Source organism: Sorangium sp. So ce726 (assembly GCF_051521405.1).
In the GTDB taxonomy this organism is placed as follows: Bacteria; Myxococcota_A; Polyangia; order Polyangiales; family Polyangiaceae; genus Sorangium.
The window spans coordinates 11,904,770-11,917,318 of sequence record NZ_CP150349.1 but is presented as its reverse complement, the minus strand read 5'-3'; the positions used below and the strand labels follow the sequence as shown (position 1 = coordinate 11,917,318).

Annotated in this window: 8 protein-coding genes; 5 read left to right on the top strand and 3 right to left on the bottom strand. The window is 71.8% G+C overall.

The genetic code is table 11. The annotated features are described in order from the left end of the window. Positions 1 to 11: 11 nt before the first annotated feature. The gene (locus tag WME79_RS44525; RefSeq protein WP_437528160.1) at positions 12 to 557 is read right to left on the bottom strand and encodes a chalcone isomerase family protein; all 546 of its coding nucleotides are present in this window, start codon (positions 555 to 557) and stop codon (positions 12 to 14) included. 396 nt (positions 558 to 953) lie between these two features. Here WME79_RS44525 and WME79_RS44520 point away from each other — a divergent pair, with 396 nt between their 5' ends. The 3 genes from WME79_RS44520 (at position 954) to WME79_RS44510 (ending at position 5,652) form a co-directional block, all read left to right on the top strand. Continuing rightward, positions 954 to 2,477 (top strand): vWA domain-containing protein, encoded by a 1,524-nt coding sequence (locus tag WME79_RS44520; RefSeq protein WP_437528158.1) that lies wholly within the window; start codon positions 954 to 956, stop codon positions 2,475 to 2,477. Between the two features lie 450 nt (positions 2,478 to 2,927). Further along, positions 2,928 to 4,124 (top strand): aminotransferase class V-fold PLP-dependent enzyme, encoded by a 1,197-nt coding sequence (locus WME79_RS44515; protein WP_437528156.1) that lies wholly within the window; start codon positions 2,928 to 2,930, stop codon positions 4,122 to 4,124. A gap of 496 nt (positions 4,125 to 4,620) precedes the next feature. Next, complete coding sequence (locus WME79_RS44510) at positions 4,621 to 5,652, top strand: hypothetical protein (RefSeq protein ID WP_437528154.1); 1,032 nt, start codon at positions 4,621 to 4,623, stop codon at positions 5,650 to 5,652. A 242-nt stretch (positions 5,653 to 5,894) separates the two neighbouring features. On the opposite strand, the gene WME79_RS44505 is transcribed toward WME79_RS44510, so the two are convergent. Then, the gene (locus WME79_RS44505) at positions 5,895 to 6,212 is read right to left on the bottom strand and encodes a hypothetical protein (protein ID WP_437528152.1); all 318 of its coding nucleotides are present in this window, start codon (positions 6,210 to 6,212) and stop codon (positions 5,895 to 5,897) included. Positions 6,213 to 7,790: 1,578 nt separating this feature from the next. Between WME79_RS44505 and WME79_RS44500 the strand changes: the two genes are divergently transcribed. Continuing rightward, positions 7,791 to 9,431: a thiamine pyrophosphate-binding protein gene (locus tag WME79_RS44500; RefSeq protein ID WP_437528150.1), complete on the top strand. Its 1,641-nt coding sequence runs from the start codon at positions 7,791 to 7,793 to the stop codon at positions 9,429 to 9,431. 5 nt (positions 9,432 to 9,436) lie between these two features. Then, positions 9,437 to 9,958, top strand: a complete 522-nt coding sequence (locus WME79_RS44495; protein ID WP_437528148.1) for a M17 family peptidase N-terminal domain-containing protein — start codon at positions 9,437 to 9,439, stop codon at positions 9,956 to 9,958. A 33-nt stretch (positions 9,959 to 9,991) separates the two neighbouring features. On the opposite strand, the gene WME79_RS44490 is transcribed toward WME79_RS44495, so the two are convergent. Next, positions 9,992 to 12,058: an ATP-binding protein gene (locus WME79_RS44490; RefSeq protein WP_437528147.1), complete on the bottom strand. Its 2,067-nt coding sequence runs from the start codon at positions 12,056 to 12,058 to the stop codon at positions 9,992 to 9,994. Positions 12,059 to 12,549: the final 491 nt, after the last annotated feature.

The following is a 12,549-nucleotide window of genomic DNA, read 5'->3' as shown; positions in this document are numbered from 1 at the left end:
GCTCTCCTGCCTCAGCGGAGCTTGGCGATGAGGTCGTCGCTCAACGTGGGCTGATCGATCTTGCCCAGCCAGATGCGCCAGGTGGCCTTCATGAAATCAACGCCTGCCACGGTCGCCGTCCCGCCGCCGGCGACGGTGACGGTGGTCGCCTTCGCGCGCGGGTCGTACTCGATGGTGACCTCCGCTCCCGCCTTGAGGTCTTCCTTGAACGCCGCCACGAAGCTCTCGATCTTCGGCGTGTCCGTGTATCGGTTCAGCGCATAGGCGTCCCGCAGCGCCTTGACGATGCTCGCGCGGTCGACGTCGCGAAGCATCGTCCAGACGAACTTCTTCCCCGTGTCCATGTCAATGACCGCGTCCTTGGACCGGGTGGCAGGGAGCTGCTCCATGTAATGGCTGATCCGATAGACATCGATGTTGAGCACGCCGATGGTCCTCACGCGGACGCCCGTGCCGGTGAGCGTGTAGCCCGGCAAAGCAAGGAGGCTCCCGACAGCGAGGAAGACCGCCGCGAACGCGGCGAGAAGAGCTGGAGATTTGCTTCGCGTGAGTTGCATCGGATCGACCTCCTCCGGCATCGCCGCTCCGTGCGGCGCATCGTGTGTGGGCGCCGCGCTCCGGCGATCGCCCGTCGACGGTCGTGAATGAGCAAGAGCTGAACCACCGACAGAGGGACGTTGGGAGTCGCGGATCTCGCGAGATCTCGAGATGTGCCCTGGAGTCAGGCAGGGACGACCCACGGATGTGTGCTCGGAGGGGGCTCCGGGCGCGGAGCGGCGGCCTTTCGCCGGTGCGAGGGCCGGCGGTGGTGGCGCCGACGCGGGCTCTCCCGGAGATCTTTTTTCGGCCCGGTCCGTAGAAGCCGCGCGCTGCGGGGCTCGGGAGATCGCGGCGGAGGGACGCGGGTCCCCTCCGTGGGCCGCGCCATGGCTTGCGGCGGAAGGAGCTTCTCGATGCGGACGATGCTCGCTGGATTGCTGATGGGATGGGCGGCTCTGGGCTGCACGGCCAGCGCGGCGGCGCCTCCGGGCACGAGCGCCGCGGCGGTGGCGGCCGCGCCGGGCGCGGCGGGGCGGGAGGAGGCGGCGAAGCGGGTCACCGTGGCCGTGGCCCCGACGGAGCCGGCCGAGCCCTCTGCGGCGGCGGCCGAGGCGCCGTCGTCGCGGCCGGAGCCGGCGCCGCCGGGGAACCAGGGCGTCTGGATCGGCGCCGCGGGCGCGAGCGCCTTCGCGCTGCCGGGGACGCGCGAGACGCAGCTCGGCGTGTGGATCGATGTCCCGGCGGCGCGCGCGGCCCGCGGACAGCCGCGCGCGCCCGCGGCCGTCGTGCTGCTCGTGGACGCCTCCGGCTCGATGCAAGGCCCCAAGATGGAGAACGCCCGCGCGGCGGCGCAGGCGTTCGTCGACAGGCTCCCCGACGGCGACCTCGTCTCGGTCGCGTCGTTCGCCGACACCGCGCAGGCGCGCGTCTCGCCGACCGTGCTCGGCCGGTCGACGCGCCCCGCGGTGGCGCGCGCCATCGCCGCCCTCGGCCCTGACGGCAGCACCAACCTCTTCGCTGGGCTCCAGCTCGCGGAGCAGCACGCGCTCACGGCGCCGTCGACGCACGCCGTCCGGCGCGTGGTGCTCATCTCGGACGGCCAGGCGAACATCGGGCCTTCCTCTCCCGACATCCTCGGAGCGCTCGCCCAGCGTGGCGCCGCGCACGGGGTGCAGATCACGTCGATCGGGGTGGGGGCCGACTACGACGAGCGCACGCTCAACGCGCTCGCCATCGGCTCCAGCGGCCGGCTGTACCACCTCACCGAGGCGCGGGAGATGTCCTCCGTCCTCGAGCGCGAGCTCGCCCTGCTCCAGACGACGGCGGCGACGGGCGCGTTCGTCGAGATCGTCCCGGCGCCCGGCGTGGAGCTGCTCGACGTCCCCAACGAGCGCACCGAGCGCTCCGGGGACGCGCTCCGGGTGCTGCTCGGCACGATGTTCGGCGGGCAGCACCGCGAGATGCTCGTGCGGGCGCGGGTCACCGCGCCGGCGGCCGGCTCCCACCCGCTGGCGAGCGTGCGGCTCCACTTCCGCGACGCCGAGAGCGGCAACCTCCCGCGCGTGCAGGAGGTGGTCGCCCGCTACGATGTGACGAGCGATCCAGCCCTCGTCGCCGCGCACCAGAACGAGAAGACCCAGACGATCGCCGCGGTGATGGAGGCGGGCATGATGCAGCTCGACGCGGCCCAGGAGGTGAGCGCGGGCAACTTCGGCGCGGCCGAGGCGAAGCTCGCCGCAGCGGAGGACCGGCTCCGGCAGCAGGCGGCGCGCGCCCAGTCGGACAAGGAGAAGGAGCGCGCCGTCCAGGCGGCCTCGGCGGTGGCGAGCGCGCGAAAGACCGCGCGAGCGGCCGCGGCGGCTCCCCCCTCACCCGCGGCGCGGCGCATGGATGCGCTCGAGATGAACAGCGCCTCCCCGGTCTGGTCGGGCCGCTGATCCGGCGCCGCCGCCGAGGCGCGCCGCCGGCGCCTGCCTGTCGCTCCTGTCGCCGCTGACGTCTGCCCGGCGCCGCTGACGCCTGCCCGTCCATGACGGGCCGTCATGAGGGGCCGGCGCGGCGTCCATCATGGGATGGCAGGTGTGGTGTCCATCATGGGACCGAAGATGGGATGTCCATCATGGGATGGCAGGTGCGGTGTCCATCATGCGCGCGCAGATGCGATGTCCGTCATGGGACGGCCGGAAGCGATGTCCATCATGGACGGGTTGACCGGCTCTGCATGACCGCCGGCATCCTGTCATGGTTGATCCATGATTCAACATTGACGAGGCAATCCATCATGGACTGAGAGCTGCTCCTCGCGTGGCTCTCGACAGAGGTCGGGGGCCGCGCGACATTGTTCCGGGCCCTCCGGCACGTCGCCTCCTCGGGGCCCGCTCCTCGCCATGAACCCGAACGCCTTCCCGGAGTCGCGCGCCGCCGCCGTGCGCGAGCTCTGGTCGCTCGATCCGGCCGTCACCTTCTTGAACCACGGCTCGTACGGCGCCTGCCCGCGCGCGGTGCTCGAGGCGCAGCAGCGCTACCGCGATCAGCTCGAGCGCGAGCCTGTCCGGTTCTTCCTTCGCGAGCTGGAGCCGCTGCTCGACGCGGCCCGAGGCGCGCTCGCCTCCTTCGTCGGCGCTGACCTCGACGATCTCGTGTTCGTCCCCAACGCGACCGTCGGGGTCAACACCGTGTTGCGGTCGCTCTCGCTGCGACCCGACGACGAGCTCTGCATCACCGATCACGGGTACAACGCCTGCAACAACGCGGCCGAGGCGGTCGCGGCCCGCGCTGGTGCGCGCGTCGTGGTCGCGCCCGTGCCGTTCCCCATCGAGGCGCCCGAGCAGGTGGTCGAGGCGGTGCTCGCGCGCGTGGGGCCGCGGACGCGGCTCGTCCTCGTCGACCACGTGACGAGCCCGACGGGGCTCGTGTTCCCGGTCGCCTCGCTGATCGCCGCGCTCGCGGAGCGCGGCGTCGACGTGCTGGTCGACGGTGCGCACGCGCCCGGCATGGTGCCGCTCGATCTCCGCGCCCTCGGGGCGGCCTACTACACCGGCAACTGCCACAAATGGCTCTGTTCGCCGAAGGGCGCGGCGTTCCTCCACGTGCGGCGGGACAAGCAGGGCTCGGTCCGCCCTCTCTCCATCAGCCACGGCGCCAACTCGCCGCGCACCGACAGGTCGCGCTTCCTGCTCGAGTTCGACTGGACCGGCACGGCCGACCCCAGCGCGGCGCTCTGCGTCGCGGACGCGCTCCGCGCCATGGGCGCGCTCGTGACCGGCGGCTGGTCCGCGCTCCAGGCGCACAACCGGGCGACGGCGCTCGCCGCGCGCGACCTCCTGTGCGAGGCGCTCGGCTGCATGCCGCCGAGCCCCGACGCGATGATCGGCGCGCTCGCGACGGTGCCGCTCCCCGACGCGCCATCGTCCCGGCTGCGCCTCGATCCGCTCCAGGACGCGCTGCTCGAGCGGTGGGGGATCGAGGTGCCGGTGTTCGCCTGGCCCGCGTCGCCCCGGCGGCACCTCCGGATCTCGGCTCAGATCTACAACGACAGGCCGCACTACGAGCGGCTCGCGGCCGCCCTCGCCGCCCTGCTGTAGCGGCGCGCGGGAGGGCCCGGCCTTGCGCCGCTGCTCCGCGGCGGGGCGCCGCGCGGCGCCCGCCTCTGCCTCCGGGTCGCCTCGTGTCCGTGTCGCTAGCGGGATGGCGCTGGCGCTGCGGAACGGCGCTGGCGCCGCCGGAGGCGCGTCCAGCGCTCGCCGGAGCAGACCGCGCGCGCCCGCCGAGACGATAGGATGCGCGCTCCAAGGAGACACGATGCCACGTCGAATCCTGGTCTTGTCCTCGCTTTCCTGGCTGGCGGCGACCCTCGTGGTCGCGTCGTCCGTCGCGCAGCCCGCGACGCCTCGCCCGGCAGCTAGCCCCGCGCCCTCCGCCTCGGCGGGAACGCCTCCGGCACCTGGTGCACCGCAGCCGCCTGCGACGCCGCAGCCGCCTGCGACGTCGGCACCGGGCACACCGCCGTCGCCCGCGACGTCGGCACCCGGCACCCCGCAGCCGCCGGTCTCAGGCGCACCGCAGCCACCCGCGACGCCGTTGCCCGGCGGGCCACCGCCGCCCTCGGCGCCCGGCGCGCCCGCAGCGGGCGCACCTGAGCCAGACGCCTCGCCGCTCGCGCCGGCAGAGGCGCAATCCGCGCCGGGAGCTGCCGGGCCGCCCTCAGGCTCGGCGCCGCCGGACCGGAAGCCGGGCGGGCCGGCGGCGGGCCGCAAGGGCAACACGCCGGCGCCCTGGGCCCTGTCCCTCTCGGACAGCGAGCTGGGGCCGCCGCCCGCGCTCGCGTCGGGCGGCGGCAGAACGAGAACGATCGACGAGGGGACCGTCCCGCTGAGCCAGCGCGGCGCGATCGGCCTGGAGACCGCCTCGTTCACCGGCGGCGACGGCGAGGTCTCCGGGCTTGCGGTCGCCCTCTTCGCCCGCATGCCGTTCGTCCCGCACACGTTCCTCGATGTCCGACTCCCGTTCGGGCTCGCGATGGCTGAGCGCACCGACGCCGTGCTCGGCAACGTGACGCTCGGCGCCCATCACGTCGCCCGCGTCGGCCGGGCGTTCTGGCTCACCGTAGGCGGCGACGTCGGGCTGGCAACGCTCTCGGGCAAGACCCACCACCACGCCAGCTACGAGCCCGTCAGCGCCAGCCGGGCGTACTGGGATCTCCACGAGTACTTCCCGAGCATCCTCCCCATTCACGCGCGCCTCGGCGCCGAGGCCCACGTCGGCTCACTGATGATCGGGCGCTTCCAGCTCGAGCCGGTGCTCTACATCCCGCTCGGCCGCAACAAGGAGTACGAGGTCGCGATCCAGCACGCCGCCGAGCTCCAGATCGGCCACGGGATCGGCGGCGGCGTGCGCGTGCAAGGGATGGCGCTGCCCACGTTCGATAACGTGAGCATCCGGCACGCTGTCGCCCGCAATCTCTACGTCCTGGCCATCGAGCCTTTCCTCGCGATCGAGCGCAACCTCGCGTTCCTCCGAACGGGCCTGCTGCTGCCCTTCGACGAGGAGCTCGGCCCGCCGCTCGACCACACATGGGGCTTCCACTTCACCGCGGGCGTCCGCGTCGACTGAGGCCCGCGGCCGGGGCGCCCGGCGGCGGGCCACGCCTGCCCGGGGCCGAGCCCGCAGCGCACCAACCTGCCCCCCCGCTCTACAGCGGTCTCCGCCCACCTCTGCACCATGCCGAACAGAGCGACGGTCTCCCGCACAGGAGACGGGCCCAGATCGGCGTTTTCGGCGCGCAAGCGCACTCCGGTGCGCTGAGCACCGAAAACGTCGAGGTGGGCCCGTATCCGAAGCGGGCGACCGTCGCTCTAGCCGCGCGCACGGCTCGCTTCGCCGATCGCGTGGGTGATGTGCCCCTCCAGCTCGCCCGCGGGCAGCTGCTCGGACTCCACGACGACGAGGCGTGCTCCCGCGTCCTCCGCGAGCAACTCGAAGGTCTTCGGCGCACGATCGTGCAAGTGGCTCGGCAAGACGATCGCCAGCGGGCGGAGGCGGACGGCCACCCCCCACGCCGAGGCCGCATCGCAGGAGCGGACGAGGAAACGAGCCCGCGCTGCAACCCTCCGGCAACGAGCCAGAAAATGGGGGCTGCAGTCGAGCGCCAGCACCATGGGTATCCGGATCAACTGACTGCTACTAGGGGGCTCCGACATAGGACGATGCTACTCCAGCGAAGCGCGATTGCGCGTCCTCTTATCCCGCATAACCGATACAGAGCCTTCCCGAAATAGAAAACAACAAGCTCGCCAGCTCATGTAAGCAGTCACGCGTGATTTTGGTGTATTGGGTAACGTTCTGTGAGCGCAGGATATTTGAAATGAACGCTGCGAGATGGGGAGGCGCCAGCGCACGAGAGCCCCCGCAGGACCGCGCGCAAGATCGCCGAGAATTCGGCCCTCCTTGCGCTGCAACAGGAGCGCGTGATGCCCTGAGCGATCGCGCGTTGATGAAATGATGCGCCATGGACGGAGAAGGTCCCGGCGCACACAAGTGAAAGCAACATGTCGATCGGGTGTCAGGAACGCCCGGACGGGTGAAGTCAGCGCACACGTGGCAGACGCCGCTCGGGACGTAGGTTGTGAAGGCAGCGTCCACGAGACCGTCGCACAAGATGGCTCGTGTTCACCCCTGACGCTGCCCGGATCGTCGCAGCGGCTCGACGCCGCCAGCCCGTCAAGGTCGGCACGCCGCAAAGGAGTTGGCGAGCACACGTAATGAAGATCGTGTGTCATCGCCACGCGGCAGGCGAGCCGCGCCAACGCCGCCATTGGCCAGAGCCGCCGCCCGGTCGCCGCGGCTCTTCCTCGCCGCGCGCCAGGCATCGCGACAGGACGCGCCGCGCGCGCCCCGCGAGGGCTCGGTGAGCTCGACACGCCCTGTGTTGCCAACCACCCAGCGCTCGCCCATCGCCGCGACGGCGCTGAACCGGTTACGATCCTCACAGAAGCTCGGGGGCGCGACCCACCCAGCCCCCTCCGAAATGTTTCCGCCAGGTTACGGGCAGCGCCGGCGATGGAGGCGACCGCCGGCGGCGTGATGGCCCCGTCGGCAGAGAACCGGACCCTCTCCGAGGCCGGCGGCTGCAGGGCAGGAGCACCGGGGAGAGGTCGAGAGAGGTGGCGGTGTCGCGTTGGCACCTGCAATAAGGTTCCAACTATATCATCTCGTCGCCCGGATAGAAGAGAACAGCGTCGGGTACGTGATCGCAAAGGCGTCGGCCGTGGCGGGGGGCGACGACCTCGCGTCCAAGGTCGGAGTCCGCGCTGTAGCGACGCTGTATTTTTACAGCAACACCCTGCGAAGGGGGGTTATCTTTCTCGGCGGTCGCATAGCCGACCTGATCGGGCGATAGCGTGGATCACCGGTCACGGAGGCGGCGCGCGCCAGCAAGCGGGTGGTGCTCTATCTCGAGAGAGCTCACACGAGGTCGGGAGGTTAGGAAGAACACTTGCCTACCATCCGGAACATGAGGGTTTCAGGCGGACACGACCCGCCAGCTCCGGTGATGTTGAGGAGTGGACACCTCGACGCGGCGCCGCAGCGCGACGGTATGGGGCCATCGACGCGTGGCCCCGGGGCTCGTCCCCGGAGCGCCGACTCGGAGCGCCGGGCGGCCCGGGCGGGCGACGTGGCCGGGCCGACGCGCGCTCGCGCCCGGGCGGCGGCGCGAACCGACCGCTCGCTGGCAGGACGCTGGGTCGCACATGGTATATGCCCGCCCCATGGCGCAGGTGCACGGCGGCAGGCTCGTCTCAAAGGCCCTCGCGAGACACGGGGTGACGCACCTCTTCACCCTGTGCGGCGGGCACATCCAGGCGATCTACGACGGGTGCCTGGATGACGGCATCCGGGTGGTCGACGTGCGCCACGAGCAGACCGCCGGACACGCCGCCGACGGGTACGCGCGGGTGACCGGGAGGCCGGGGGTGTGCGCCGTCACCGCGGGGCCGGGCGTCACGGACGTGGTGACGGCCGTCGCCAACGCCCAGCGCGCAGGCGTCCCGATGGTCGTCCTCGGGGGCGCCGGCCCGCGGGCGCTCGCCGACATGGGCTCGCTGCAGGACATGAACCACGTCGAGCTGATGCGCCCCATCTCGAAGTGGAGCGTCTCCGTCCCCTCGACCGATCGCATCCAGGAGTACGTGGACTCGGCCTTCCGGATCGCCCAGGCGAACGTGCCAGGCCCGGTCTTCCTCGAGATCCCGCTCGACCTGCTGATGAACTACGCCGGCGACGATGCGCCAGCCACCGCGCCCACGGCCCCGCCTCGCCCCGGCGGAGACCCGGCCGCCGTCGCGCGGGCCGCGGCCATGCTGAGGGACGCCGAGCGGCCGATGTTCATCGTCGGGAGCCAGCTCCGGTGGTCGCCGCGGCGCGACGCGCTCCGCCGCTTCGCCGACGCGGTGAAGGCGCCCTTCTACCTGAACGGCATGGCCCGGGGCGCGCTGCCCCACGCGCACCCAGGGCTCATGAGCCGCTCGCGCCGCTTCGCGCTCTCGCAGACCGACCTCTGCGTGATCCTCGGGACCCCCTTCGACTTCCGCCTCGAGTACGGCCGCGCCATCAGCCCGGCGGCCAAGGTCGTCCAGATCGATCTCGACGGGAGCGAGCTCGGCAGGAACCGCCGCGTCGACGTCGGGATCGACGGGGACAGCGGCGTCGTCCTGGAGCAGCTGCTCGCGGAGGTGCCCGACAAGACGGCCGCGGCGTGGCTCTCGGCCGTGCGCGAGGCCGAGGAGCGATCGCGCGCGAAGATGCTGGCGGAGATCGCGAGCGACGGCGACCCGCCGAACCCGCTGCGCGTCTGCGCGGAGATCGGCAAGCGCCTCGGCAAGGACGACATCGTCATCGGCGACGGAGGGGACTTCGTGGCCACGGCCGCGAACGTGCTGAAGCTCGAGTGGCCGCAGCTCTGGATGGACCCTGGCCCGCTCGGGACGCTCGGGGTCGGGCCGGGCTACGCGATGGCGGCCAAGCTGGCGCGGCCAGAGGCGAACGTGGTCCTCGTGTACGGCGATGGATCGTTCGGCTTTCACGCGCTCGAGTTCGAGGCGATGGTGCGCCAGGGCATCCCCGTGGTGAGCGTGATCGGAAACGACGCGGCCTGGACGCAGATCCGCCGGGGGCAGGTGGAGCTCTATGGCGCGGGCCGCGCGCCGGCGACGTCGCTCGACTTCACCCGGTACGACCGCGTGGTCGAGGCGCTCGGCGGCTTCGGGGCCTGCGTGGAGCGCGTCGAGGAGCTCGGGCCCGCGCTGGACGAGGCGTTCCGGTGCGGCAGGCCCGCTTGCGTCAACGTGAAGATCGCGAAGAGCGACTTCCGCAAGGGCGCCATCAGCGTCTGATCCACGTGGAGCTACGGTTCATCTCCCCCGACCTGCAGAGCCTCGACGAGCTCGACTCGGAGGTGCTCGCGTGCGCCCCGTTCAGCGACGCGCGGCCAGCCCACGGCGTGGCCGGCCTCTGCGACTGGCGGCTCGGCGGCCGGATCTCCGAGCTGCGACGGCAGGGCCTGATCACCGGCGAGCTCGGCGAGGTCGTCATGATCCCGTGCAAGCCGCGCATGGCGTTCGACAAGCTCGTCCTGTTCGGCGCTGGCCGGCGCGACGCGTTCGACGAGGCGATCTTCCGCGAGATCGTGCGCCGGATGCTCGCCACGATGGGTGGGCTCTGCACGCGCGCCGCCGTGGTGGAGCTCCCGGGGCGACACGACGGGCTCATCCCCGCCGAGCAGGCGGCCGACGCGCTCCTCGACTGCGCGGGCAGGGAGCGAGGCGACAACGTGTGGACGCTGGTGGAGCGTGCCGAGGGCAGGCAGCAGATCACCCAGCACATGATCGAGCAGCGCCGCCGGGTGCGGCGGGCGCTGTAGCCGCGCGGCGCGCGGCGCGCGGCGTGGAGGACGTCAGGCAGGCTCCTTCGGCAGGTCGACGGTGAAGGTCGCCCCCTCGCCCGGCCGGCTGTCGACCTGGATCGTCGCCCCGAGCGCGTCGGCGATCTGCCGCACGATCCACAGCCCCATGCCGAAGCCGCTGTAGTTCTCGCTGGAGACGGCGCGCTCGAAGCGCTCGAAGATGCGGGCCTGCTGCTCCGGGGCGATGCCGATGCCGCGATCCCGCACCGTCAGGCGGGCGCGGTCCGCGAGGTCTTCCAGCGCGACGTCGATGGGCTTGCCGGCGCCATATTTGACGGCGTTCGAGAGGAGGTTCGTGACGATCTGATCGAGCCGGAGGCGATCCCACCGGCCGACGATCGAGGCGGGGGCCGACAGGTTGACGGGGCAGCCGGCGGCGCAGAGCTCCTCGCGGAACCGCTCCAGCGCCTCGTTCACCGTGGCCGCGAGATCGACGTCCTCGAGCTCGATCTGCAGGCGGCCCGCGGAGATGCGCGAGATGTCGAGCAGGTTCGTGATGAGCCGGGCGAGCCGCTCGACCTGGCGCTTGATCATCTCGAGCCGCGGCGTCGCGCGCTCGGCGGTGAGGCCGCCGCGCTTGCCGGCGCGGAGGAGGCCGTCGACCTGCAGCTGCATGGGCGTGAGCGGCGTGCGGAGCTCGTGCGAGGCGATCGTGAGGAAATCGTCGCGCGCGCGCACCGCGAGCTGCGCCTCCCGGTAGAGCCGGGCGTTGTCGACGGCCAGCGCGGCGCGCCGCGCGAGATCCTGCGCGAGGTCGAGATCGACGGCGTCGTAGCGCCGGTGCGTCGAGGCGAACGAGAGCGTGCCCAGCGTGCGGCCGCGCGCCGTCAGCGGGACCGTGAGGTGCGAGGCGAGCGAGAGTGAGCGCAGCGCCTCGTAGTGCGCCTGATCGAACGAGATCGCGCGGACGAACGAGTCGGTCACCTTGGGGATGAGCTCCGGCTGCGCCGTGCGCAGGACCCTGCCGATGCCCCGCCCGGCAGAGTCGGCCGTGATCCTGCCGAGGAGCTCGGTCGCCATCGCCATCGAGGGATCCGCGTGGGCGGTCACCTGCCGATCGATCGCGCCGGACTCGTCCTGCAGCAGGAGCACGCAGATGGACGCGAAGTCGGGGAGCGCGACGCGGACCACGCGCCGCAGCGTCTCCTCGAAATCGAGCGACTCGCCGAGGATCTGCCCGGCGGAGACGAGGATGCGCTGCGCCTCGTGGACGCGGCGGCGCTCCGTCACGTCGCGGGTGACCTTCGCGAAGCCGCGCAGCTGCCCGGCTTCGTCGAAGAGCACGCTGATCACCTCGTTCGCCCAGTAGCGGGTGCCGTCCTTGCGGACGCGGTAGCCCTCCTGGATCGAGCGGCCGGTCTCCACGGTGGACTCGAGCTCCGCGGCCGGCCTGCCGAGCTCGACGTCCTCCGGCGGGAAAAGGACCGAGCAGTGGCAGCCGATGATCTCGTCGGCCCGGTATCCGTTGATGCGCTCGGCGCCCGGGTTCCAGCTGGCGATGCGGCCCGCGGGGTCGAGCATGAAGATGGCGTAGTCCTGGACGCCCTCCACGATGAGGCGGAACCGCTCCTCGCTCTGCTTGAGGCGCCGGTCGGCGCGCGCCTCTGCCGCCTCCATCTCCCGGCGCAGGAGGAGCTCGCGCATCCTGCGGTTCTCGTCCTCGTAATGCTTCCTGCGCAGCTGGGCGCGCAGGCGCGCCTTCAGCACCGTGAGCTCGCCCGTCTTCGTGACGAAATCGTCGGCGCCCGCCGAGAGGGCGTCGAGGATCGCCTTGTGGTCGTCGCGGCCGGTGAGCATCAGCAGCGGGATCGGCCGCCACGAGGCGTTCGCCTTGATGCGGAGGCACGTGGCCGGGCCCGACAGACCCGGCATCACCATGTCGAGCAGAATGCCGTCGACGCGCGCCACGGTGAGCCGCGCGAGCGCCTCCTCCCCCGAGTGGGCGAGCACCGGCAAGTAGCCTTCGTCGCGCATCGCCGCAGCGACCTGGTTCAGGTACGCGGGGCTGTCGTCGACGATGAGGATGCGATGGGACGGCGTATCCGACGGGCGGTTCACGGGAGCCTCCGGGGCGGGCTCCTGTGAGCGAGGCGAGTCGCCATGAGGGGGCGCGTAGGGCTGGTTAAACCGGTGCAACACCCGCCGATCACCCCCCGTGGCGCCTCCACCCTCATTGGCCACCCATACAGGTTGGCATGCGTTCTCCCCCGGTCGACGCGAAAAGGCTACCTGGCCCGATGCACTTTGCGTACAGCATCCTTTTTCTACCAGCCGCCAGGCGCTCGCAACGTTGCTTCGCCCACCGCGAACCGGAATCCCTGGGGAAGCGCACACACTGCGCGCTGTGGGCTTCGAGCGCCCGGAGCCGGCAGAGGGGCGCTTCCCGCGCTACAAACCAGGGAAATGACGCTTGACAAGCGGCGTGACGATCGGAGTTGCGCCTGACTCGAGCGAGTCGAGATCCGCGCTTGGAGAGTCGCGGCCTCGCGGCGGCGCGCCGGCGTCGAGAAGGCGTGAGCGCGCGGCGAGGAGCGGAGCTCATCACCACT

Excerpts from the sequence above, each read along its gene's own strand:
- WME79_RS44525 (WP_437528160.1), bottom strand. The coding sequence starts at position 557 with ATGCAACTCACGCGAAGCAAATCTCCAGCTCTTCTCGCCGCGTTCGCG.
- WME79_RS44520 (WP_437528158.1), top strand. The coding sequence starts at position 954 with ATGCGGACGATGCTCGCTGGATTGCTGATGGGATGGGCGGCTCTGGGC.
- WME79_RS44515 (WP_437528156.1), top strand. The coding sequence starts at position 2,928 with ATGAACCCGAACGCCTTCCCGGAGTCGCGCGCCGCCGCCGTGCGCGAG.
- WME79_RS44500 (WP_437528150.1), top strand. The coding sequence starts at position 7,791 with ATGGTATATGCCCGCCCCATGGCGCAGGTGCACGGCGGCAGGCTCGTC.